Genomic DNA, 21,446 nt, shown 5'->3' on the forward strand with positions numbered 1-21,446 from the left:
GATCGAGATGTCTGAGGTACCCACGCTGTACGGCGGCCCGCCCACCCGGCGAGTGCGCACCCGCGACCTGATCGCCGCCAAGACCCGTGGCGACCGCTGGCCGATGCTGACGTCCTACGACCAGTACACGGCCGCGATCTTCGACCAGGCCGGCATCCCGGTGCTGCTGGTCGGCGACTCGGCGGCGAACAACGTCTACGGCTACGAGACCACCGTGCCGATCACCACCGACGAGCTTCTTCCGCTGGTCCGCGGCGTGGTGCGGGCCACCAAAACCGCGCTGATCGTCGCCGACATGCCCTTCGGCTCGTACGAGGAGGGTCCGAAGCAGGCGCTGCGGACCGCCGTGCGGTTCATGAAGGAGGGCGGCGCGCACGCCGTCAAGCTCGAGGGCGGCCGCCGCGTCGCCAAGCAGATCGCGGCGATCACCAACGCCGGCATCCCGGTGATGGCGCACATCGGCTTCACCCCGCAGAGCGAGCACAACATCGGCGGTTACCTGGTGCAGGGCCGCGAAAATGAGGGCGCCGAGGTGGTGGCCGACGCCAAGGCGGTGGCCGAGGCGGGCGCGTTCGCGGTGGTCCTCGAGATGGTGCCGGGCGAGGTCGCCAAGACGGTCACCAAGGAGCTCAGCATCCCGACCGTGGGCATCGGCGCGGGCCCGGACACCGACGCGCAGGTGCTGGTCTGGCAGGACATGGCCGGCCTGCGCACCGGCAAGGCGCCGCGCTTCGTGAAGCGTTACGCCGACCTGGCCGGCGCCCTCGGCGAGGCCACCCGCGCGTTCGCCGACGAGGTGCGCGGCGGCGAGTTCCCCGCCGCCGAGCACACGTTCGAGTAAGGATCGGGCCGACTCGGGGCCGTGCGCGCGAGTGGCATGATCTCGGTCATGTCCGTCCCGCCCCGAGTCAGCCTGGTCACCCTCGGCGTCGCCGACGTCGCCCGCTCCACCGAGTTCTACGAGTCCCTGGGGTGGCGGCTCTCGCCCGCCTCGGTGCCCGCCATGGTCAGCTTCTTCCAGACCGCCGGCGGGCTGCTGTCGCTGGTCAAGACCGACGACATCAGCGGTGACGCGGGCCTGCCGCCGCGCACCTCGGCGGACTTCCGCGGCGTCATGCTGGCGATCAACGTGGAGAGCCCGGCCGCCGTCGACGAGGCGCTGCGCTCCGCGGTGCAGGCCGGGGCGACGCTGGTCAAGGCCGGCACCACGGCCGACTGGGGTGGCTACCTCGGCTACTTCGCCGACCTCGACGGCCACCTCTGGGAGATCACCTTCAACCCCGGTTTCCCGCTCACTCCGGACGGGATCCCCCAGCTTCCTTGAATTCGATCGTACGGGTCACCGGATCCGCCGTGACCAGCTCGGCCCGGATCCGCTCGCCCAGCGGCAACGTCCCGGCGCAGCGGGCCAGCACCGCCGGATCGTCCAGCGCGATCGTCCCGCCCGGCGGCCGTTTCGGGTTGTCGTCGAGATCCAGCACGCCGGCGTCGAAGACCTCGCCGACCCGGCCGTGCAGCAGCACCGCCTCGGTCAGCGCGATCGCGCCGCGGCCGGCCGCCGATGACAGCCGGTCGGTGGCGCCCATCGCCTTGGGCAGCTTCGGCAGCGCCTCCCGGGCCCACTCCGGCACCTCCCGGCCGTCGTGCAGCGCCAGGCAGGCCTCGGTGGCATAGCGGTCGGCCAGGCGGCGCAGCGGCGCCGTCACGTGCGCGTACGGCGCGCCGACCCCGCCGTGCCCGGTCTCCTCCGGCGGCGTCCCGTCGAACGCCGTATACGCCGCACCGCGCAGCAGCTCCGCGGCCGCGTCCAGGAAGGCCGCGCCGCGCGGCTGTCCCGGGTCCACCGTCGCCACGACGGCCCCGACCGAGGCGTCCGCCGGCCAGGACACCCCCAGCGAACGCGCGGCCGCCCGCAGCTTGGTCACCGCGTCGGCGCGCGGCGGCGGCATCGTGCGCAGCAGGCCCAGCCCGCCGCGCAGCATCAGGTCCGCGGCCACCATGCCGGTGAGCAGCGAGATCTGCGCGTTGTGCTCCTCGACCGCGAGCGGCGCGCGCAACACCAGCCGCCACCCGGCGCCGTCCGGCTCGACCTCCTGCTCGGGCAGCGGCAGGTTGATCGCGCCCCGGTCGGCGGCCCGCCGCGCGAGCAGCTCGCCGAGCTCGGGCAGCAGCGCATAGGGCTCCCCGGCCGTGCCGGCGTCCACCTCGGCCTGCACCCCGACGTAGTCCAGCTTGGCCCGGCTGCGCACCCGCGCGCGTTCCAGCCGCGCGCCGGTGACCGCGCCGTCGCCGTCCAGGTCGATGGTCCACACCACGGCGGCCCGCTCCACGTCCGGGAACAGACTCACCGCGTCCTCGCTGAGCACCGGCGGATGCAACGGGATGCGCCCGTCCGGCAGATAGATGGTCTGCCCGCGCAGCCACGTCTCGGCCTCCAGCGGGCCGCCCGGCCGCACATAGGTCGCGACGTCCGCGATCGCGTAGCGCACCCGGTAGCCCTCACCTTGCCGGCTCAGGTGCATGGCCTGGTCGAGGTCGCGGGAGGTGGCCGGGTCGATCGTCACGAACGGCACATCGGTCAGATCGGTGGCGGGCAGCGGCGTGTCCTTGGCCGCCCGCGTCGCCTCGGCCAGCGCCTCCGCCGGGAACTCGCCCGGCAACTTCAGCTCTTTCCGCAGCACGGAGAAGTCGATCCGCGGCGCTACCACCCGTTTGCTCGGCACGCGTCCTTCCTACCCCACGCACCAGCGGAAAAGACGCCGGGGCCGCGCCAGATCGGCGCGACCCCGGAAATTCCGTCTTTCGCTCACGCGCGGCGGGCGGCGACCTTCTTCGCTCCGGTACGCGCGTTGCCCGCCGAAGCCGTGCGCGAGGCAGCGGCCGACGACGGTGACTTGACCCGGCCGGCGTTCGTGGCCGAGGTCTTGACCGTGCGCCCCGAGCGGGCGGTGTTGCCCGACTTGGCGGCGGTCGTGGCGGGCCGGGCGTTGCGGGCCGGAGCCTTCTTCGCCGCGGTCTTCTTGGCGGCCGCCGTCTTGGTCGCGGTGGCCTTCTTCGCCGGCGCCTTCTTGGCCGCGGTCGCCTTCGAGGCGGTCGCGGTCTTCTTGGCCGGCGCCTTGGTGGCGGCGGTCTTGGTGGCGGCGGTCTTGGTGGCGGCGGTCTTGGTGGCCGCGACCTTCTTGGCCGGGGCCTTCTTGGCCGCCGTCTTCGTCGCGGTGACCTTCTTCGCCGGCGCCTTCTTGGCCGCCGTCTTGGTCGCCGTGACCTTCTTCGCCGGCGCCTTCTTGGCCGCGGTCGCCTTCGTGGCCGCCGTTGTCTTCTTGGCCGCCGTTGTCTTCTTGGCCGCCGTTGTCTTCTTCGCGGTCGTTGTCTTCTTCGCGGTCGTCGTCTTCTTGGCGGTCGTGGTCTTCTTGGCCGGCGCCTTCTTGGCGACGGTCTTCTTTGCGGCCGCCGACTTGGTGGCGGTCGTCTTCTTGGCCGCCGGCACCGTGCTGCGGGTCGCCTTCTTGGCCGGGGCCGAGGTGGCGGCGACCGTGCCGGTGGTGGCCGGCGTCTCCGTAGTGGCCCGGACCATGGTCGCCTTGGCACCGGTGGACTCCGCCGCACTGGTCCGCTTGGCGGCGGTCCGCGGCGCGCCGGCCTTGGCGCCGGTGCGGGACGCGGTCATCTTGCTCGACGGCCGCGGCGAACCGGCCTTGGCCGCGGTCGGACGGCTGGCCGCCGCCTTGCGCGCGGTGCTGCTCTTGGCCTTGGTGGCGGCCGACTTCCGAGCCGTGGTGGCCTTGGTCGCCGTGGTCTTGCGCGCAGTGGCCGGCTTGGTGGCCGTCGTCTGGCGCGCCGTCGTCGCCTTGGCCGCGGTCGCCTTGGTCGCGGTCGCCTTGGTCGCGGTCGCCTTGGTCGCGGTCGCCTTGGTCGCGGTCGCCTTGGTCGCGGTCGCCTTGGTCGCGGCCGGCTTGCGCGCGGTCGTTGCCTTGGTCGCCGTGGTCTTGCGCGCGGTGGTCGCCTTGGTCGCGGTGGTCTTGCCTACCGCGGGCTTCCGAGCCGTGCCGGTCTTGGCAGCCGCGGTCTTGGCAGCTGCGGTCTGGGCAGCCGTGGTCTTCCGCGCCGTGGTGGCCTCGGTCGCGGTGGCCGGCTTGCGAGCGGTGGTGGTGGCCTTGCTCGCGGTGGTCTTGCGCGCCGTCGCCGGCTTGGTGGCGGTCTTCGTCGCCGTCGACCGGGCGCCGGTGGTCTTGGCGGCGGCAGACCGGGTGGCGGTCGGCTTGGCAGCGCCAGACTTGGCTGTGGTCGGCCGGGCCGTGGTCGATCGGGCCGTGGTCGATCGGGCCGTGGTCGATCGGGCCGTGGTCGATCGGGCGGCGGTCGATCGGGCGGCGGTCGGCTTAGCCGCGGTCGACTTGGCTGCGGTCGAACGGGTCGCGGCCGGCTTGGCGGTTCGCGTACCCGAATCGGTTTTGCTCTTGGTCGTGGCCTTCGTGGCAGCGGCCATGGGGAAGTTCCTCCTTGCGAATGACTGCGGGCTCGTCTCCGCGTGGAGACTGCAGAGATTCCGGCTTGGACACAGGAGTCGGCGCCGGCCTAGCTTTCCTCCCCTGTCCAGCGAGCATCCTCGGCATCCCACGCCGCATTGCGCTTCTCGACCGTCTCGAGTGCCCGCGTGGCGTCGTCAGCGGAGGCATACGGGCCGAGTCGGAACTGCGCGGGACACACGTCGTCCCCGGACTCGACCCGGTTGTGTCGGAGGCACCAGAAATAGCCGCCCCCGCCAGGCCCACTGTCGTTCATGAAATCACTGTGCACCTCAAACCGACCATGCGCTACCGATTCGGGCAAAAAGTCCAGAATTTCCATTGTGGATTGAGGCAATGTCTCCCCGATCCAGCGACAAAACCCGCCCGGAGCTGGCCTCCGGGCGGGTTTTGTGTAGTGGTCGGGTCAGCCGAGTTCGGCGGCCACCAACTCCGCGATCTGCACCGCGTTGAGCGCCGCGCCCTTGCGCAGATTGTCGTTGGAGAGGAACAGCGCGAGGCCGTTGTCCACCGTCTCGTCGGCGCGGATCCGGCCGACGAAGGTCGGGTCACGACCGGCCGCCTGCAACGGCGTCGGAACGTCGGACAGTTCGACTCCGGGCGCGCCGGCGAGCAACTCACGCGCGCGATCCGGGCTCAGCGGCCGGGCGAAGCGGGCGTTCACCTGCAACGAGTGGCCGGTGAAGACGGGCACCCGCACGCACGTGCCGGAAACCTTGAGCCCCGGGATGTCGAGGATCTTCCGGCTCTCGTTGCGCAGCTTCTGCTCCTCGTCGGTCTCGTCGCTGCCGTCGTCGACGATCGCGCCGGCCAGCGGTAGCACGTTGAACGCGATCGGCCGGACGAAGACCTTGGGCTCCGGGAACTCCACCGCGTCGCCGTCGTGGGTCAGCTCGGCCGCGCGATCCGCCACCTTCTGCACCTGCTCGGCGAGCTCCGCCACACCGGCCAGCCCGGCGCCGGACACCGCCTGATAGGTGGTGGCGACCATGCCGACCAGCTCGGCCTCGTCGTGCAGCGGCCGCAGCACCGGCATCGCGGCCATCGTCGTGCAGTTCGGGTTCGCGATGATGCCTTTGGGCCGCCCGGCGATCGCGCGCGGGTTCACCTCGGCGACCACCAGCGGCACGTCCGGGTCCATCCGCCAGGCCGACGAGTTGTCGATCACCACGGCGCCGGCCTCGGCGACCCGCGGCGCCAGCTCCTTGGAACTGCCCTTGCCCGCGGAGAACAGGACGATGTCGAGGCCGCTGTAGTCCGCGGTCGACGCGTCCTCCACGGTCACCTCGCCGTCGCCCCACGGCAGGGTGCGTCCGGCCGACCGGGCCGAGGCGAAGAGACGAAGCTGGTCCACGGGGAGATCGCGCTCGGACAGAATGCGGCGCATGACGCCGCCGACCTGTCCCGTCGCGCCTACGATGCCGATCCTCATGGCCTACAAACTACGGCCCGACCTCGTTTTGCCCTCCCGCTCTTACCGGATGGTGGGATTGTCGTCCCACATGTTCGGACAACGGGGTTAGCGTCAGGGCCATGGCGACCTACACGCATGGGCATCACGAGTCGGTTCTGCGGTCGCACCGCTGGCGCACCGCAGAGAATTCGGCGGGTTATCTCCTGCCCCGGCTGACTTCCGGTGTCACGGTGCTCGACGTCGGATGCGGGCCCGGCACGATCACCGCCGACCTGGCGACGCTGGTCGCACCCGGACGGGTGACGGCGCTGGAGATCAGCGAGGCGGCGCTCGGCCTGGCCCGCGCGGAGATCTCCCGCGACAACGTCGACTTCGCCGTCGGCGACGTGCACGCGCTGGGCTTCCCGGACGACACCTTCGACGTGGTGCACGCGCACCAGGTGCTGCAGCACGTCGGCGACCCGGTGGCGGCGCTGCGCGAGATGCGGCGAGTGACCCGGCCCGGCGGGGTGGTGGCGGTGCGCGACAGCGACTATGCGGCGTTCACCTGGTTTCCCCGGTTGCCCGGCCTGGACGAGTGGCTGGACCTCTACCAGCGGGTGGCCCGCGGCAACGGCGGCGAGCCGGACGCCGGGCGGCGATTGCTGAGCTGGGCGCACGCGGCCGGCTTCACCGAGGTGACCGCATCGTCGAGCACGTGGTGCTTCGCCGACGACGCGGACCGCGACTGGTGGGGCGGCATGTGGGCGGAGCGGGTGCTGAGCTCGGACATGGCCCGCACGGCCGTGGCGACGGGCGCCGCGACCCAGGAGGACCTGCAACGGATCTCGGAGGCCTGGCGCACCTGGGCCGCCGACCCGGACGGCTGGCTCTCGATCCTGCACGGGGAACTGCTCTGCCAGGCCTGACCCGCCGCGCACCCGCGCGGGTGTTTACTCCAGGTGTGCAGAGCCGTTCTGCCTACCCATACGCAACACCCCGGCGTCAGCCGTTCGGCTTGTAGGCCCAGTGCCACGTCTCGCGGGGCACGTTCTCGTCGAAACCGTACTTCTCGGCGTTGGCACGCATCCAGGTCAGCGCCTTGGCGTTCAGGTCCAGGTCCGTGGCCATGCCCCAGCCGTGTTCGCTGGTGCCCGGCTGCGCGGCGAGCCCGCCCTGCGAATACAGCCCCTTGCGCCGCGCCACGTCCACCTGCTCGTCATACGACCGGTAGGAGTCGGTGATGCCGATCGTCACGCCGTCCCTCTTCGCGTCGGCGATCATCTTGGTCAGCGACTCGGCGGCCGGCGCCCACAGTTTGTGCCCGGTGCTGCCGACCTCGCCCAGCGCGTTCGCCGGGATCTTGCCGTTGCCGTAGGCGACGAGATCCTCCGGGATGCCCTTGCTGTTCAGCTTGTAGGTCTTGTTCGCCGCGCCGGTCTGGGCCACCGCGTCGTTGAGGTAGGACGCGAACTCCGAGCCGGATGCGGCCGATGTGGCCGACGCCGGCTTGGTGGTCGTCCCCGCGGCCTGCGTCTGCAGCGCGATGATCCGGCTCTGAATGTCGGCGATGCGCCCGCCGACTCCCTCGATGCCCACGTTCAAGCCCATCGGCGCAACCGCCCGGAGACTGAGTCGCGCCCCGGAAAGTCAGGCCAGATCGCTGGGATCGGTGTTCGCGCCGCAGAGCAGCACCACCACCCGCTCGCCGTCGGCCGGCTTGAAGACACCGCTGGCCAGCGCCGCATAGGCCGCAGCCGTCCCATGCTCCACCACGAGACGGCAGTCGTCCCACAGCCGGCGTCGGGCCTCGACGATCGCGGTGTCGTCCACGAGAAGCGATTCAACCCCACTGCGCAAAGCCATCTCGTACGGGAGAACGCCCACCCGCCGCGCCCCGAGGGAGTCGGCGGCCACCCCGGAGACCGGCACGTCCACCGGCCCGCCCTGCTCGAGCGCCGTCCGCAGCGTCGGGCACGCGTGCGGCTCCACCGCGACGATCCGCTTGTCCGGCAACGCGGCCGCCATCCCGGCCAGCAACCCGCCGCCGCCGACCGCGACCAGCACCGTGTCGAACTCCACCTCGCCGGCCAGTTCGAGGCCGAGGGTCCCGTTGCCGGCCACCATGTCCGGGTCGTCGTAGGCGTGGCAGAACTTGGCGCCGACCTGTTCGGCGTGCACCACCGCCGCGGCGTAGGCCTCCGCGTATTCCCGGCCCACCTGGGTGACCCGGGCGCCGAGCTTGGTCAGCTTGGCGACCTTGACCGGCGGGGCGTTCACCGGCACGTAGACCTCGGCCGGCACGCCCAGCTCACGAGCCGCATAGGCGGCGGCCAGACCGGCGTTGCCACCGGAGGCCGCGACGATGCCGGCCGCGGGGAGCCGGCCGGCCGCCATGATCTGGTGGAACATGCCGCGCGCCTTGAACGACCCGGAGACCTGGGCGAACTCCAGCTTGAACCAGGTCGACTCCGCCGCCCGCAGCAGCGGGGTCTGCCGGATCCGGCCGGCGATGAGCTGTCCCGCGGCGCGTACCTCAATGGGTGTGATCATCGCCTTGGATTTTAGTCTTCAAGCGATGCTCCAGGACGTGTGGCCGCCGGTGAGCGTCGTCTCTGATCGGCGATCGCCCACCAACCGGGCCAGGTCGAGCAGCCGGTGCGAGAAACCCCACTCGTTGTCGAACCAGCCGCGCACCCGCACCCCGCCGTCCGGGGTGACCTGGGTGCCGGACGGGTCGAGCAGCACCGACGCCGGGTTGTTCTTGACGTCCACGGAGACGGTCGGATCGGGGTCGTAGCCGAGGATGCCGCGCAGTGGGCCGGCCGCGGCCTCGGCCATCGCGCGGTTGACATCCTCGACCGAGACCGGCTGATCGGTGCGCCCGGCGAGTTCGGCCAGCGAGCCCACCGGCGTCGGCACGCAGTAGTAGCTGAACATCATCTCGCCGATGCCGGGCAGGATGTGCCGCACCAGGTCACCGACCACGTAGTTGTGCGGAATGATGCTCTCCAGCGAGCCCCGACCGAGCCGCGGGTCGTTGCGCGAGGCGCCGACCAGGCCGTCGTGCACCTTCTGCCAGCCCTGCACGGCCAGCACCACCGAGGTGCTCACCGACTGCAGCCCGAACCGATCGAGCAGCACCTTGGCCATGATGGTCAGCGCGTTCACGCCGCAGGACGCGGGCGAGATGACGTCGTGGCGCTCCGCGTCGTAGGTGCCCTGGTTGGCGCCGATCACCAGGAACGCGTCCGGATCGTCGGCGGAGGCGCTGATCACCACCTTGCGCGCGCCGCCGTGGGTGATGTGCCGCCGGGCCAGGTCGCCGGAGCGGAACCGGCCGGTCGCCTCGATCACCACGTCCACGCCCGCCTCGGCCCACCGGATCCGCTCGGGCTGGGCCTGGTTGAAGACCCGGATGGCCCGGTCGTTCACCACGATCTGTCCCTGGCGGGCGGTCACCGTGCCCGGGAACGCGCCGCGGATGCTGTCCCGCCGCAGACCGTATGCCAGCCGATCCGGGCTGGCGATGTCGTTCACCGCGACGATGTGTACGCCCGGGTCCGGAGCCGTCGAGACGATGCGGGTCAGGCACCGTCCGATCCGCCCGAATCCATTGATGCCGATCGCGACGCTCACCGAGACTCCTCCCGGCCGCCCGGCCTGGATCCGTTACATATACCCGCCGTCACGCACTGGACACTATGAGTGTGCAAGTTGCACGTCAACGAGTCTCCGCATAGGACGACATCACATTCGCGCTCCCGGCACGCGACGTTCGCGACGTTACGCCTGACCAGCACCCAGAAGAGAAGCGTCACTCGGATGGTGTGCCATCTGTTTCCCAGATGGAAGTTGTTGTGCCATCTGCGGGAGCGCTCCCGCCGGACATTCATGCCATGCTCAAACCGTTTTGCTCAGGAAACCGACTCCGAGAGATCCACGTAGGTCGCCGACAACGCGGCGACCGCATCGTCCGCGGCGAGCCGCACGGCCACCCCGCGCTCCCCCGCACCCAGGCTGATGGTGCGCCCACGGATCCGCTCGTCGGCATAGACCGGCCAGGCGGTGGCCGACCCGAACGGCGTGATCGTGCCGCGCTCGTAGCCGGTGACCTCCTTGGCGGTGGCGGCATCCGGCATGGACAGCCGGCTCACCCCGAGCAGGGCGCGCAGTTTGGGCCACGAGATCACCCGATCGCCGGGCACGAGTGCGAAGAGAAAGTCACCGTCGGCCCGCCGCACGACCAGAGTCTTGACCACGTCGCGAACCTCGACGCCCTGACTGCGGGCCGCCTCCTCGAGACTGCCGACCGGCCCATGCCGGACGACTTCGTGCGAGATCCCGGCAACAGCCTCGAGCGCGGCAGACATGTGGATCACTGTAGAGACCACCCCGATGGCTGACGGTCAGGACGTGTCGGAAGCGCTACTTTCGGTCGATGACAATCCCCTTCGAACTCTGGGGTCAACGCGGATATCCAGGCTTCGACGTGGTCGGCGAGTCGCACTATGCGACAGCGATCCGGCAGGTCTTCGGCAACGACTTCAAGGCCGAGGGTTCCGAGGTCACCACCACGGCCACGCTCACACCTGATCCGACCAACAAGCACGATCGTCACGCCGTCGGCGTATGGGTGGACGGCAGGAGGGTCGGCTTCCTGCCGAGGGAGGAAGCGCCGCGCTATGCGCCGATCTTGTCCCGGCTGACGTCGCAGGGCTGGTCGCCTCAGGTCACCGCCCGTGTGTGGGGCTCGGAGTGGGATGAGTACGACAGCGGCCGCCGGAACTTCCGCGGATCCATCCGGCTGGATCTCGCCGAGCCGCACATGGTCGTGCCCGCCAACCTGCCGCCGAGCACCGAGCATCGCCTCCTTCCGGTGGGCCACGCGATCCAGGTCACCGGCGAGGAGAAGCACGGCGAGACGCTGGCCCCGTTCGTTCGGCCCGAGGGCGAGTGCTGGACCTACGTCACCCTCCACGAGATCGTCGAACAGCTGGCCCGAACCTCGCGAACCGTGGTGGAAGTGCGCCTCGATGGTTCGCGGATCGGCCAGCTGACCCCGAAGATGAGCGGCGATCTGCTGCCCGCGGTGCGCCACCTCGCGAACGCCGGAGTCGTCTGCGCCGGCCGGGCGATCATCAAGGGCAACAGCATCAGGACGGAGGCGGCGCTCTACGTGCTTCGAGCACACGAGCTTCCGGAGAGCTGGCTCGGCGCGCCGCAACCCGCTACCCAGGCCGACCGCCCGCGGCAGCACGGCCCGATCCCGCCTCGCCCGAACGGCATCCGTTTCGTGGTGCCGTCCGGCTGGCCGCAGCCGCCGACCGGCTGGACTCCCCCACCGGGCTGGCGACCCGACCCGAGCTGGGAGCCGGCCCCGGACGACTGGCAGTGGTGGGTGCCCTTCTGGGCCTGAGGCGGCACAGGCGGTTGTTCGGCAGCGGCCGGGTGGACGAGACCGCGTCGTCGTAGTTGGCCGCCGGTTCGCCTGGTGAACGGCCCGGTGTACGCGATCGGTTAGCAGTTCGTCTGATGCACGACCCTGGACACACGACCGCCGGGCACCCTCGGTGGGTGCCCGGCGGCCGGTGGGGAGGTCGATCAGTGCCAGTGCGTCCGGGGGCGCCGGCGCCGCGTGGCGCTGAGGATCACGAAGCCGATCAGGATGACCACCACGCCGCCACCGATGATCGCCACCGTGTTGGCGCCGGTCAGGGCCAGCCCGCCGTCGTCGTCCTTGTTGTTCGCCGCGGCCACGGCGGCGTTGGTCGGGTCGGGGTCCGGCGCGCCATCGTCCGTGTTGCCCGCCACCGCGTCACCGGTGGCCTTGTCGCCGGAGCCGGACTCGGCCTTGTCGTTCTTCTTGTCGGCCGACTCGGGCTTGATCTTGTTGTTGTCGCCGGTCAGCTCCTGCACCGGAGCCGCGTCGTAATCCGTGTCGTCGCCGGCGGACTCGTCGCTGCCGGACTCCTCGGTGTCGGCCTGGTCGTTGTCCGACGAGCTGTCGGCGGGCTTGGCCGGGGTGGTCGGCTTCTTCGTCGGAGGCTGGTTGACGGTGCCGGAGTCGGTCTGCGGCTGCCCGGGGGCGACCGGCGGCGCCGACTGGTCGTCGCCACCGTTGTCGCCGTTGTCCCCGCCGTTGTCGCCGTTGTCCCCGCCGTTGTCGCCGTTGTCGCCACCGTTGTCGTCCGCGGGCGGCTGCTCCTGGGCCGGGGGCTCCTCCTCGGCCGGCGGCTCCTCCTCAGCGGGCGGCTGCTCCTCCGCCGGGGGCTCCTCCTCGGCCGGCGGCTCCTCCTCGGCCGGCGGCTGCTCCTCGGCGGCGTTCACCTTCACGCGCACCGAGTCGAAGGCCGGGGTCTGGTTGGCGCGCTGCATCATCGGGATGCGGTGCGAACCGTCACCCGCCCACGAGGAGCACTGCACATCGCCCGCGTTCGGCAGCCCGGGCACCTGCACCGAGACGACGTCCGGCGCCGCGCCGCCCTTGCGGTCCTCGGTGGCCACGAAGAACTGCGGCACCGGCGCCGGGTCGGGCGCCTCGGCCGAGCTGTTCAGATCGCGGCAGGCGGTGTGGAAGTGGCCGCGCACGATGTTGTCCTGCAGAACCGAGCTCTCCACGTAGTAGCCGCCCTGCCCGGCCGCGAGGAAGCGGTCCCGGATCAGGTTGCGCGTGCTGACTTTGATGGTGAACGGCTGGCCCACGGTGACCGACTTCGGCGCCTCGGTGATCAGCAGGGTCGGGTTGTTCTCCGCCGTGCCGACCTCGCCGAACTCGGTGGAGACGCAGCGGTTGCCGACCTGGAATCCGTCGTGCGGGTCGAGCTCGCTGTCGTCGCAGGTGTTGGTGAGGATCTCGAGACCGCTCGGCGAGGTGAGCTTGGTCTCGGCCTTCGCCCCGGCGTCGTCGTCGGCGAACGAGAGCTGGGCGGCGCCGATGATGCCCCCGAAGACGACGAGGGCGCCGGCCACGCCGATCAGGCGGTTGCGGCGGCTGTTCGGTGAAGGTGCTGCTCGGCGGCTGGCGGACCTACGCATGCGAGATACCTCTGGTTCAGCGATTCCCCAAATACATTTGAGCTGACACAGGGAGGCTAGGAGCCCGCAGTTCGGAAAGCCAATTTCCGGATGAGAATTGAGCCCTTCTTGAGCGGCAATTAAAGAAGAAATATGGGAGGTACGCCGAACCGCCAGCATCATCCGTTCGGCCGATGTCACGGGTTCACCCCGCCGCGCCCGTCAAGTTCCGGACATTTCCGCTGGTCCGGAGCCTGACGCGCCGGAAACTGAACCGGCCCGCCACCCGTGCTGTACACGCTGGCACAATGTCGACACGCACCGGCGCCCCGGACAGGAGATGTCCATGACGGCCACCAGTCAAGCCCCTACCCGTTCCGTGATACACCCCGCGACCGCCGCACGATTCGTCCTGTGGACGGTGCTCGGCGCCAACCTGCTTTTCGTCTGGTTCATGTTCTTCACCTCGGACGTTCCGGAGAAGAACACGCTGATCACGGTGGGGAAGTTCTTCGGGCTGCACGTGGCGCTGGTGATGATCTTCCAGCTCACGCTGATCGCGCGGATCCCGTGGCTGGACCGGCGGCTCGGCATGGATCAGCTGACCGCGCTGCACCGGTGGACCGGCTTCACCCTCTTCTGGACGCTGCTGCTGCACGTGACCTTCATCGTGCTCGGCTTCGCCGAACTCGACGGCAACACGGTGCCGAGGCAGCTCGTCAGCCTCGCCGGATCGTTCCCGGTGCTGCTCGGCATGGTGGCGTTCATCTTCATCACGGTGATCGCGATCTCGTCCGCCCGATACGCCCGGCGACGCCTTTCCTACGAGACGTGGCACGCCATGCACATCCTGCTTTACATGGTGATCGTTTTCGCGCTCATTCATCAATTGTTCGAGATCACCACGTTCACCGCGTCGTCGTTGTCCCGGGCGTACTGGTGGCTGTTGTGGGCGCTGGCGCTCGGGTCGCTGCTGACCTTCCGGGTGATCGTGCCGGTGATCCGCAACGCGCGGCATCAGTTCCGGGTCGCCGCGGTGGTGCCGGAGGCGGACGGCGTGGTGTCGGTGCACGTCACCGGCAAACATCTGGACAAGCTGCCGGCCCGGGCCGGGCAGTTCATGCTGTGGCGCTTCCCCGGCCACAACCCGTGGTGGCAGGTCAATCCGTGGTCGCTCTCCGCGGCTCCGAACGGCGCGTCGCTGCGGCTCACCGCCAAGGCGGTCGGCGAGACCAGCGCCGGGCTGCGGGACCTGCCGGTCGGCAACCGGGTGATCGTGGAGGGGCCGTACGGCGCGCTGACCGGCGTGCAGCGCACGAAGGCGGCCAGCCTGCTGATCGCCGGTGGCATCGGGATCACCCCGATCCGGTCGCTGCTCGAGGAGCTGACCGGGCCGATCACGGTGCTCTACCGGGTGTCCAGCATGCCGCAGGCGGTGCTGATCAACGAGCTGCAGGACCTGGCCCGGTCACGCGGCGCCGAACTGCACGTGCTCACCGGCAAGACCGGCGAGGGCAGCCCGCCGAACACGCCGTTCGCCCCGGCCAATCTGGAGGCGGCGGTGCCGGACATCCGCGAGCGGGACGTGTACATCTGCGGGCCGGAGGCGATGGCGGTCGCCGTGCTCAAGGCGCTGCGCGAGCTCGGCGTGCCTAAGAAGCAGGTGCACGCGGAGCGGTTCCGGCTGGCCGGCTGAGACCCGCGGCGCGGCGGCGGGCGGCCCACACCCACACCGCCATCACCAGGCCGGGCAGGACGGCAATGGTCCACATCCACAGTGCGGGCCGGTCGATCAGGGTGGCGAAGGGCTCCTTCGTGACCGGCGGCGGGCCGAGCCTCGCCTCCGGACAGTTCGCCACCACGGCGCCCGCGCGGTCCAGCGTGAACGTGCCGACCAGCACCGCGACGATGCTGTCGCTGTTGTCGGTCAGCTGCACCGCGGGCCGGTCCAGCGGCACCGGTGAGCCGTCCACCGTCACGTCGCAGTCCCAGGTGCCCCAGAGCGAATAGACCGCGTGCCGGCCGGGCGGCAGCGCCTGAGTCGCGGCGCCGGTGGCCTGGAAGGCGCTGGTGGACATCTCGGCGCCGATCCGCACGAACGAGGGAAAGGCCACGACACCGAAGCAGAGCGCGGCCAGGGCGAACGCGTACCACCGAGTGCCGGGCGGGCCGGGCTCCGACGGGCGGCGCAGGCGGCCCAGTGCCAGACCGGCCGCGGCGCCGGCCACGCCCAGGGCCACTCCCGGCCACCACTGCATGGTAGGCATCGAGATCACGCTGCCGTAGAGCACGGTGTGCAGGATCAGGTAGAACGCCGTGGCCAGGCCGGTCTCGGCGAGCAGGATGAACACGCCGAGCCGGCGGCCGTGGGTGAAGCCGAGCACCAGCCCGGCGAGGGCGGCCACCACGAAGGCGACCGTCCGCAGCTCGCCGGGCTCGGCGGTGTAGCCCTCGTATTTCGTCGCGTCGAGCAGCACCAGCGGCAGGATCAGCCCGGCCGGGATCCAGGCGAAGAACGGCACGAAGCGTGGCATTCCTGAGAGCCAAGCAGGTCAGCGCAAGGCGGGCAGCACCTTGGCGCCGAACGCGTCGATGAACGGCAGCAGGTCCTGACCGACGTGATGCAGGTAGATGCGGTCGAAGCCGAGGGCGGCGTACCCCCGCAGCCAGTCGATGTGCTTCTCCAGATCGGCGGAGATGTTCACCACCGAACGGACCTGATCCAGCGTGACGTTCTCCGAGACGACGTCGAAGTGCTCGACGGTCTCCAGGTCCCAGCAGATCGGCGGCGGGAAGACGTTGCTGCGCCACTGGTCGTAGGCGATCTCCTCGGCCTCGGACTCGCTGCCCGCCCAGCTCAGGTGCACCTGCAGGCAGACCGGCCCCCGTCCGCCGGCATCCCGGAAGGCGCTGATCATCTCGCGCAGCCGGGCCTCGGGCGCGTTCACGGTGACCATGCCGTCGGCCCACGACGCGACCCAGGCCGCCGTCTTGACGCTGACCGCGGCGCCGATCAGCGGCGGCGGCGACTCCGGACGGGTCCACAGCTTGGCGCGGTCCACGGTGATCAGCCCGTCCCGGGTGACCGTCTCGCCGGCCAGCAGGTCGCGGATCACGTCGACGCACTCCAGCAGGCGCTGGTTGCGCAGCTCCTTGCGCGGCCAGTCCCCACCGGTGATGTGCTCGTTGCTGAACTCGCCGGAGCCCAGCGCGGCCCAGAACCGGCCCGGGAACATCGCGCCGAGAGTGCCGATGGCCTGGGCGATGATCGCCGGGTGGTAGCGCTGGCCGGGCGCGTTGACGACGCCGAAGGAGAGGTTGGTGGCCTGCAGCGCGGCGCCCAGCCAGGACCAGGCGAAGGCGGATTCGCCCTGCCGTTCGCTCCACGGCGAGAAGTGATCGGAGCACATCGCGGCTTCGAAGCCGGCGCGTTCGGCGGCGACCACGGCGTCTAGTAGCTCGGCGGGCGGGATCTGCTCGTGCGAGGCGTGGATGCCGTACTGAGTCATACGAAGGCTCAGTACCCCGCCGTCGGTCGCGCTACGCCGGGTGTTGCGTATAGGTGTGCAGAGGGTCTCTGCACACCTATAGGCAACGCTTGCGGAGCGCTGTCGATTTGTTGCACTGAGGTAAAAGTCTTCGCAATCGATTGACCGCCGACGTCGCGTGCTGCTGGTGTGTGATCAATCGTCGACGGAAGGTGCCTGCGCTGGAAACTACCGAGTTCGACGTGGTGGTCGTCGGGGGTGGCACGGCCGGTGCGGTGGTCGCCTCCCGGCTGTCCGCCGATCCCGGTGTCCGGGTCTGCCTGATCGAGGGTGGCCCGTCCGACGTGGGCGACGACCGGGTGTTGCGGCTGCGAAACTGGCTCGGCCTGCTGGAGACCGAGTTCGACTACGACTACGGCACCGTGCCGCAGCCGCGCGGGAACTCGCACATCCGGCACTCCCGGGCCAAAGTGCTCGGCGGCTGCTCGTCGCACAACACGATGATCAGCTTCCTGCCGCCGCCCGGTGACTTCGCCGACTGGGTCGCGGCGGGCGCGGCCGGGTGGTCGTACCAGGAGATGTTGCCTTATTGGCACCGCCTGGCGATCAACATCGTGCCGGTGGTCGAGCGCAACCAGCTCGCCGCCGATTTCGTGGACTCGGCCTCGAAGGCGCTCGGCGTGCCCACCTGTCCGGACTTCAACGCGGCGCCGTTCCGGGACGGGACCGGTTTCTTCCCGGTCGGCTACTACCCGGAGACCGGGATCCGCTCGTCGTCCTCGGTGGCCTATCTGCACCCGCACCTCGACCGGCCCAACCTGACGATCATGACGGACACCTGGGCCTTCCGGCTGGAGACCGAGGGCGACCGGGTGACCGGCGTGCACACCGACCGCGGCGTGATCCGCGGCGCCGAATACGTACTCTGCGCGGGCGCCATCGACACCCCGCGCCTGCTGCTGCTCAGCGGCATCGGCCCGGCCGCCGACCTGGAGAAGCTCGGCATCGGAGTGCGGCTCGACCTGCCCGGCGTGGGCGAGCATCTGCTGGACCACCCGGAGTCGCTGATCCTCTGGGAGGCGAGCCGGCCGGTGCCGGCCGAGTCGGCGATGGACTCGGACGCCGGGCTCTTCGTCAACCGGGCCGGCGGCGAGCGCCCGGACCTGATGTTCCACCTCTATCAGATCCCGTTCACGGTCAACACCGAGCGCCTCGGTTACGACGTGCCGGAGCACGGCTTCGGGATGACACCGAACATCCCGCGCCCGCACAGCAGCGGCCGGATGTGGCTGGTCGACGCCGACCCGGCGACCAAGCCCGCGCTCGACTTCGGCTACTTCACCGACCCGGACGGCTATGACGAGCAGACCATCGTCGACGGCCTCCGGATCGCCCGCGAGGTGGCCGCGACCGAGCCGTTCGCGTCGTGGATCCGCCGCGAGATCGCCCCCGGACCGCAGATCCAGACCGATCAAGAGCTTTCCGCGTACGGCCGGGCCGCGCACCACACGGTCTACCATCCCGCCGGGACCTGCCGGATGGGTGCGGCCGACGACCCGATGGCCGTCGTGGACCCGGCGCTGCGGGTGCGCGGCCTGGCCAACGCGCGGATCGCGGACGCCTCCGTGCTGCCCACCATGACCACGGTGAACCCGGTGGTCGTGGTGCTGATGATCGGCGAGAAGGCCGCCGACCTGATCGCCACCGACAACTAATTTGAGGACCGACGTGACCCCAACGATTGCCGTGGAACATCTCTGGAAGGTGTTCGGCGTCAAGCCCGAGCGAGTCGTCGACTCGGATCTCGGCCGGCTGCCCCGGGCCGAACTGCGCGCCAGGACCGGTTGTGTCGCAGCGGTCCGCGACGTCAGCTTCGAGGTGGCGCCCGGCGAGGTGTTCGTCGTCATGGGCCTGTCCGGCAGCGGCAAGTCCACGCTGGTCCGCTGCCTGACCCGGCTGATCGAGCCGACCAGCGGCGAGGTGTCGATCAACGGCGAGCAGGTTCGCCGGATGAACCCCAAGCGGCTGCGTGAGCTGCGCCGGCACCAGGTGGCGATGGTGTTCCAGCACTTCGGCCTGCTGCCGCATCGGCAGGTGGTGGACAACGTGGCCTACGGGCTGGAGATCCAGGGAGTCGGCAAGGCGGAACGGCACCGGCGCGCGGGCGAGGTGCTCGACCTGGTCGGGCTGGACGGCCACGAGCAGCAATATCCGGATCAGCTCTCCGGCGGCATGCAGCAGCGGGTGGGTCTGGCCCGGGCGCTGGCCGCGGACCCGGCGGTGCTGCTGTTCGACGAGCCGTTCAGCGCGCTCGACCCGCTGATCCGCCGGGACATGCAGGCCGAGGTGCGCCGGCTGCACGCCGAGGTGGGCAAGACCCTGGTGTTCATCACCCACGACCTGTCCGAGGCGCTGACCCTGGGCGACCGGATCGCGGTGATGCGCGACGGCGACCTGGTGCAGGTGGGCACGCCGGAGGATCTGGTCGGCAAGCCCGCCGACGACTACGTGTCGGACTTCGTGCGCGAGGTGCCGCGGGCGGACGTGCTGACGCTGCGCTGGATCGTGCGCCCGGCCGAGGACGGCGAGGAGTTCGAGGACCTGACCATGCCGGCCACCACGGTGATCCGAGATGCGGTGTCGCGGATCCTCGGCGCCGGCCGGCCGATCCGGGTGGTGGACGGCGACGAGCTGCTCGGGGTGGTGGACGCCAAGCAGCTGGTGCCCGCACTGATCGGGCATCGACCGCAGGTGCACGCGTGACCGCCACGGTGACGGCCACCGAACCGGCGACCGGGGCGGCGCGGCCGGCACGCTGGACGCGGCCGGGACGGCGTACCGGGATCGTGGTCTTGATCCTGGTGACCGTGGTCGCCTATCTCGTCTTCCGCACCGCCGGGGCCGCGGATTCGGAGGACGCGTGGGCCTTCCGGGTGCTGACCGACCTGCGTGACTGGGTCGACGCCAACCGCGACACCAGCCCGATCTTCCTGTACGGCTTCAACTACCTGCGTCTCGGCGTGGTGGTGCTGGTCGGCGCCGTGCAGAGCGCGCTCCACGGGCTCGGCGCGGTCGGCCTGATCGCGGTGGCCGGCACGCTCGCGCTGGTGCTGGCCGGGTGGCGGGCGGCGCTGCTGGCGGTCGGTGGCTTCGTCGGGCTGGGCCTGCTGGACCTGTGGCAGGAGAGCGTCGACACGCTGGTGCTGACCCTGACCGCGGTGCTGATCGCGGTGCTGATCGGCGTGCCGATCGGGGTGCTGGCGGCGCGGGTGGCGGCGGTCGGCGCGGCGCTGCGGCCGGTGCTGGACGTGATGCAGATCCTGCCGACCTTCGCCTATCTCGCGCCGATGACGCTGCTCTTCCTGATCGGCGAGCCGGCCGCGATCATCGCGACCCTGATCTATGCGATCCCGGTGACCATCCGGATCACCGCACTGGGCATCAGCGAGGTGTCCAAGACCACTGTGGAGGCGGCCACCGCGCTCGGCTCGACCGCGCGTCAGCTGCTCTTCAAGGTGCGGCTGCCGATGGCTCGCCCGACCATCGTGCTGGCGGTGAACCAGACCATCATGATGGCGCTGTCGATGGTGGTGGTGACCGCCCTGATCGACGCGCCGGGGCTGGGCCTGAACATCATCTTCGCGCTGGAACGGGTGAACGTGGGCGCCGCCTTCGACGCGGGCCTGGCGATCGTGGTGCTGGCCATCGTGCTGGACCGGGTGACCACCCGGGCGGCGTTGCGGCCGCCGCCCGGCCGGATCCGCGTCGCGATCCTGGCCGTGGTGATCGTGCTGGCCGCCGTGATCCCGCTGAGCAACGAGTTCCCGGGCTCCTGGCGGTTCTCCTTCGCCGCGCCGGTGAACACCGCGACCAAGTGGGCCGAGCTGCACTGGTACGACTTCACCGAGGGCCTGAAGAACATCGTCAGCGGCTGGCTGCTCGACCCCCTGCAGACCGTGCTGGTCACCACGCCCTGGTGGCTGCTGGTGATCGCGGTGCTGGTCTTCGGTTCGCTGGTCAGCGGCTGGCGGCACGCGATCCTGGCCGCGCTGGCCACCGCCGGGCTGGCCGGGCTGGGTCTGTGGCAGCACTCGATGCAGACGCTGGCCACCGTGCTGGTGGCGACCGTGCTGACCATGCTGGTCGGCGTCTTCCTCGGCGTGCTGTGCGCCCGGCACGACCGCTTCGCGAGCGGTCTGCGCCCGCTGCTGGACGCGGCGCAGACGATGCCGTCGTTCGTCTATCTGCTGCCCGCGGTGGCGTTCTTCGGCGCCAGCCGGTTCACCGCGATCGTGGCCGCGGTCATCTATGCCGTCCCGCCGGTGGTGCGGCTGGTCGAGCGCGGCATCCGGGACGTACCGGCGACCGTGGTGGAGGCGGCCCGTTCGGCCGGGTCGACCCCGCGCCAACTGCTCTGGAAGGTGCAGCTCCCGATGGCCCGCGGCGGCCTGATGCTGGCCACCAACCAGGGCATCGTGATGGTGCTGGCGATGGTCGTGGTCGGCGGCCTGGTCGGCGCCGGCGCCCTGGGTTACGACGTGGTGGCCGGCTTCGCGCAGCGCGAGGACTTCGGCAAGGGCCTCGCCGCCGGCCTCGCGATCGTGCTGCTGGGCATCCTCCTCGACCGTCTCACGCACGGCTTTTCCCAACGGAAGGAACTTCGGCCATGAAACGCAGGATCTTTATCGGGGCGGCGACCGCACTCAGCCTCGCCGTCGCCGGTTGTGGTGGCGCGACGTCGGACGCGGGCAGCGGATCCACCGGCGGGGACGCGCCCAAGGGCACGGTGAAGATCGCGATCAACCCCTGGGTCGGCTACGAGGCCAACGCCGCGGTCCTGGCCCACATCCTGCAGAAGGAACTGGGCTACACCGTCGAGAAGAAAACCCTCAAGGAGGAGATCTCCTGGCAGGGCTTCGAAACCGGTGAGGTCGACGTGATCGTGGAGAACTGGGGCCACGACGACCTGAAGAAGACCTACATCGAAGACAAGAAAGTCGCCGTCGAGGTCGGACCGACCGG

The 21,446-nt window shown here is 70.5% G+C and carries 19 protein-coding genes; 9 read left to right on the forward strand and 10 right to left on the reverse strand.

The genetic code is table 11. The annotated features are described in order from the left end of the window. Positions 1-7 precede the first annotated feature (7 nt). Positions 8-841, forward strand: a complete 834-nt coding sequence (gene panB / locus ACZ6TI_RS34810) for a 3-methyl-2-oxobutanoate hydroxymethyltransferase (RefSeq protein WP_465349461.1) — start codon at positions 8-10, stop codon at positions 839-841. Between the two features lie 48 nt (positions 842-889). Then, positions 890-1,324: a VOC family protein gene (locus tag ACZ6TI_RS34815; protein ID WP_465349462.1), complete on the forward strand. Its 435-nt coding sequence runs from the start codon at positions 890-892 to the stop codon at positions 1,322-1,324. Here the strand turns inward: ACZ6TI_RS34815 and ACZ6TI_RS34820 are convergent. From ACZ6TI_RS34820 to ACZ6TI_RS34830, 3 genes are all read right to left on the reverse strand, one after another. Beyond that, positions 1,293-2,723: an RNB domain-containing ribonuclease gene (locus tag ACZ6TI_RS34820; RefSeq protein ID WP_465349463.1), complete on the reverse strand. Its 1,431-nt coding sequence runs from the start codon at positions 2,721-2,723 to the stop codon at positions 1,293-1,295. The two genes, ACZ6TI_RS34815 and ACZ6TI_RS34820, sit on opposite strands and share 32 nt — an antisense overlap. 83 nt (positions 2,724-2,806) lie before the next feature. Further along, the gene (locus ACZ6TI_RS34825; protein ID WP_465349464.1) at positions 2,807-4,486 is read right to left on the reverse strand and encodes a hypothetical protein; all 1,680 of its coding nucleotides are present in this window, start codon (positions 4,484-4,486) and stop codon (positions 2,807-2,809) included. Between the two features lie 446 nt (positions 4,487-4,932). Continuing rightward, the gene (locus ACZ6TI_RS34830) at positions 4,933-5,958 is read right to left on the reverse strand and encodes an aspartate-semialdehyde dehydrogenase (protein ID WP_465349465.1); all 1,026 of its coding nucleotides are present in this window, start codon (positions 5,956-5,958) and stop codon (positions 4,933-4,935) included. A 101-nt stretch (positions 5,959-6,059) separates the two neighbouring features. On the opposite strand from ACZ6TI_RS34830, the gene ACZ6TI_RS34835 reads away from it, so the two are divergent. Further along, complete coding sequence (locus tag ACZ6TI_RS34835; protein WP_465349466.1) at positions 6,060-6,848, forward strand: methyltransferase domain-containing protein; 789 nt, start codon at positions 6,060-6,062, stop codon at positions 6,846-6,848. A gap of 76 nt (positions 6,849-6,924) precedes the next feature. Here ACZ6TI_RS34835 and ACZ6TI_RS34840 read toward each other — a convergent pair whose 3' ends face one another. From ACZ6TI_RS34840 to ACZ6TI_RS34855, 4 genes are all read right to left on the reverse strand, one after another. Further along, on the reverse strand, positions 6,925-7,530 hold the full coding sequence (locus ACZ6TI_RS34840; protein ID WP_465349467.1) for a M15 family metallopeptidase: 606 nt from the start codon (positions 7,528-7,530) through the stop codon (positions 6,925-6,927). A 39-nt stretch (positions 7,531-7,569) separates the two neighbouring features. Then, on the reverse strand, positions 7,570-8,472 hold the full coding sequence (locus ACZ6TI_RS34845) for a serine/threonine dehydratase (RefSeq protein ID WP_465349468.1): 903 nt from the start codon (positions 8,470-8,472) through the stop codon (positions 7,570-7,572). An 18-nt stretch (positions 8,473-8,490) separates the two neighbouring features. Further along, complete coding sequence (locus tag ACZ6TI_RS34850) at positions 8,491-9,558, reverse strand: type I glyceraldehyde-3-phosphate dehydrogenase (RefSeq protein WP_465349469.1); 1,068 nt, start codon at positions 9,556-9,558, stop codon at positions 8,491-8,493. Positions 9,559-9,836: 278 nt separating this feature from the next. Beyond that, positions 9,837-10,292 (reverse strand): aminoacyl-tRNA deacylase, encoded by a 456-nt coding sequence (locus ACZ6TI_RS34855; RefSeq protein ID WP_465349470.1) that lies wholly within the window; start codon positions 10,290-10,292, stop codon positions 9,837-9,839. A gap of 68 nt (positions 10,293-10,360) precedes the next feature. On the opposite strand from ACZ6TI_RS34855, the gene ACZ6TI_RS34860 reads away from it, so the two are divergent. Then, positions 10,361-11,338: an HIRAN domain-containing protein gene (locus ACZ6TI_RS34860; protein ID WP_465349471.1), complete on the forward strand. Its 978-nt coding sequence runs from the start codon at positions 10,361-10,363 to the stop codon at positions 11,336-11,338. Positions 11,339-11,523: 185 nt separating this feature from the next. On the opposite strand, the gene ACZ6TI_RS34865 is transcribed toward ACZ6TI_RS34860, so the two are convergent. Further along, positions 11,524-12,957, reverse strand: coding sequence for a hypothetical protein (locus tag ACZ6TI_RS34865; RefSeq protein ID WP_465349472.1), 1,434 nt, complete (start codon positions 12,955-12,957; stop codon positions 11,524-11,526). Between the two features lie 325 nt (positions 12,958-13,282). Here ACZ6TI_RS34865 and ACZ6TI_RS34870 point away from each other — a divergent pair, with 325 nt between their 5' ends. Beyond that, the gene (locus tag ACZ6TI_RS34870; RefSeq protein ID WP_465349473.1) at positions 13,283-14,632 is read left to right on the forward strand and encodes a ferredoxin reductase family protein; all 1,350 of its coding nucleotides are present in this window, start codon (positions 13,283-13,285) and stop codon (positions 14,630-14,632) included. Here the strand turns inward: ACZ6TI_RS34870 and ACZ6TI_RS34875 are convergent. Both ACZ6TI_RS34875 and ACZ6TI_RS34880 read right to left on the reverse strand, forming a co-directional pair. Beyond that, positions 14,589-15,470, reverse strand: coding sequence for a hypothetical protein (locus ACZ6TI_RS34875; RefSeq protein WP_465349474.1), 882 nt, complete (start codon positions 15,468-15,470; stop codon positions 14,589-14,591). The genes ACZ6TI_RS34870 and ACZ6TI_RS34875 overlap by 44 nt on opposite strands. Before the next feature lie 18 nt (positions 15,471-15,488). Beyond that, positions 15,489-16,445: a TIGR03885 family FMN-dependent LLM class oxidoreductase gene (locus tag ACZ6TI_RS34880; protein WP_465349475.1), complete on the reverse strand. Its 957-nt coding sequence runs from the start codon at positions 16,443-16,445 to the stop codon at positions 15,489-15,491. A 191-nt stretch (positions 16,446-16,636) separates the two neighbouring features. On the opposite strand from ACZ6TI_RS34880, the gene ACZ6TI_RS34885 reads away from it, so the two are divergent. From ACZ6TI_RS34885 to ACZ6TI_RS34900, 4 genes are all read left to right on the forward strand, one after another. Beyond that, positions 16,637-18,139 carry a GMC family oxidoreductase gene (locus ACZ6TI_RS34885; protein ID WP_465349476.1) on the forward strand — a complete coding sequence of 501 codons (1,503 nt, stop codon included), beginning with the start codon at positions 16,637-16,639 and terminating at the stop codon, positions 18,137-18,139. Between the two features lie 13 nt (positions 18,140-18,152). Continuing rightward, on the forward strand, positions 18,153-19,187 hold the full coding sequence (locus ACZ6TI_RS34890) for a quaternary amine ABC transporter ATP-binding protein (RefSeq protein ID WP_465349477.1): 1,035 nt from the start codon (positions 18,153-18,155) through the stop codon (positions 19,185-19,187). Continuing rightward, positions 19,184-21,094 carry an ABC transporter permease gene (locus ACZ6TI_RS34895; RefSeq protein ID WP_465349478.1) on the forward strand — a complete coding sequence of 637 codons (1,911 nt, stop codon included), beginning with the start codon at positions 19,184-19,186 and terminating at the stop codon, positions 21,092-21,094. The genes ACZ6TI_RS34890 and ACZ6TI_RS34895 overlap by 4 nt, the downstream gene beginning before the upstream one ends. Beyond that, a partial coding sequence (locus ACZ6TI_RS34900; RefSeq protein WP_465349479.1) for a glycine betaine ABC transporter substrate-binding protein occupies positions 21,091-21,446 on the forward strand: 356 nt, incomplete at its 3' end. The genes ACZ6TI_RS34895 and ACZ6TI_RS34900, both read left to right, overlap by 4 nt.

The sequence above is a fragment of the Actinoplanes sp. NPDC051388 genome (assembly GCF_055586225.1).

Coding starts and splice junctions, on each gene's coding strand:
- panB (WP_465349461.1), top strand. CDS start 8: ATGTCTGAGGTACCCACGCTGTACGGCGGCCCGCCCACCCGGCGAGTG.
- ACZ6TI_RS34815 (WP_465349462.1), top strand. CDS start 890: ATGTCCGTCCCGCCCCGAGTCAGCCTGGTCACCCTCGGCGTCGCCGAC.
- ACZ6TI_RS34825 (WP_465349464.1), bottom strand. CDS start 4,486: ATGGCCGCTGCCACGAAGGCCACGACCAAGAGCAAAACCGATTCGGGT.
- ACZ6TI_RS34830 (WP_465349465.1), bottom strand. CDS start 5,958: ATGAGGATCGGCATCGTAGGCGCGACGGGACAGGTCGGCGGCGTCATG.
- ACZ6TI_RS34835 (WP_465349466.1), top strand. CDS start 6,060: ATGGCGACCTACACGCATGGGCATCACGAGTCGGTTCTGCGGTCGCAC.
- ACZ6TI_RS34840 (WP_465349467.1), bottom strand. CDS start 7,530: ATGGGCTTGAACGTGGGCATCGAGGGAGTCGGCGGGCGCATCGCCGAC.
- ACZ6TI_RS34845 (WP_465349468.1), bottom strand. CDS start 8,472: ATGATCACACCCATTGAGGTACGCGCCGCGGGACAGCTCATCGCCGGC.
- ACZ6TI_RS34855 (WP_465349470.1), bottom strand. CDS start 10,292: ATGTCTGCCGCGCTCGAGGCTGTTGCCGGGATCTCGCACGAAGTCGTC.
- ACZ6TI_RS34860 (WP_465349471.1), top strand. CDS start 10,361: ATGACAATCCCCTTCGAACTCTGGGGTCAACGCGGATATCCAGGCTTC.
- ACZ6TI_RS34865 (WP_465349472.1), bottom strand. CDS start 12,957: ATGCGTAGGTCCGCCAGCCGCCGAGCAGCACCTTCACCGAACAGCCGC.
- ACZ6TI_RS34870 (WP_465349473.1), top strand. CDS start 13,283: ATGACGGCCACCAGTCAAGCCCCTACCCGTTCCGTGATACACCCCGCG.
- ACZ6TI_RS34875 (WP_465349474.1), bottom strand. CDS start 15,470: ATGCCACGCTTCGTGCCGTTCTTCGCCTGGATCCCGGCCGGGCTGATC.
- ACZ6TI_RS34880 (WP_465349475.1), bottom strand. CDS start 16,445: ATGACTCAGTACGGCATCCACGCCTCGCACGAGCAGATCCCGCCCGCC.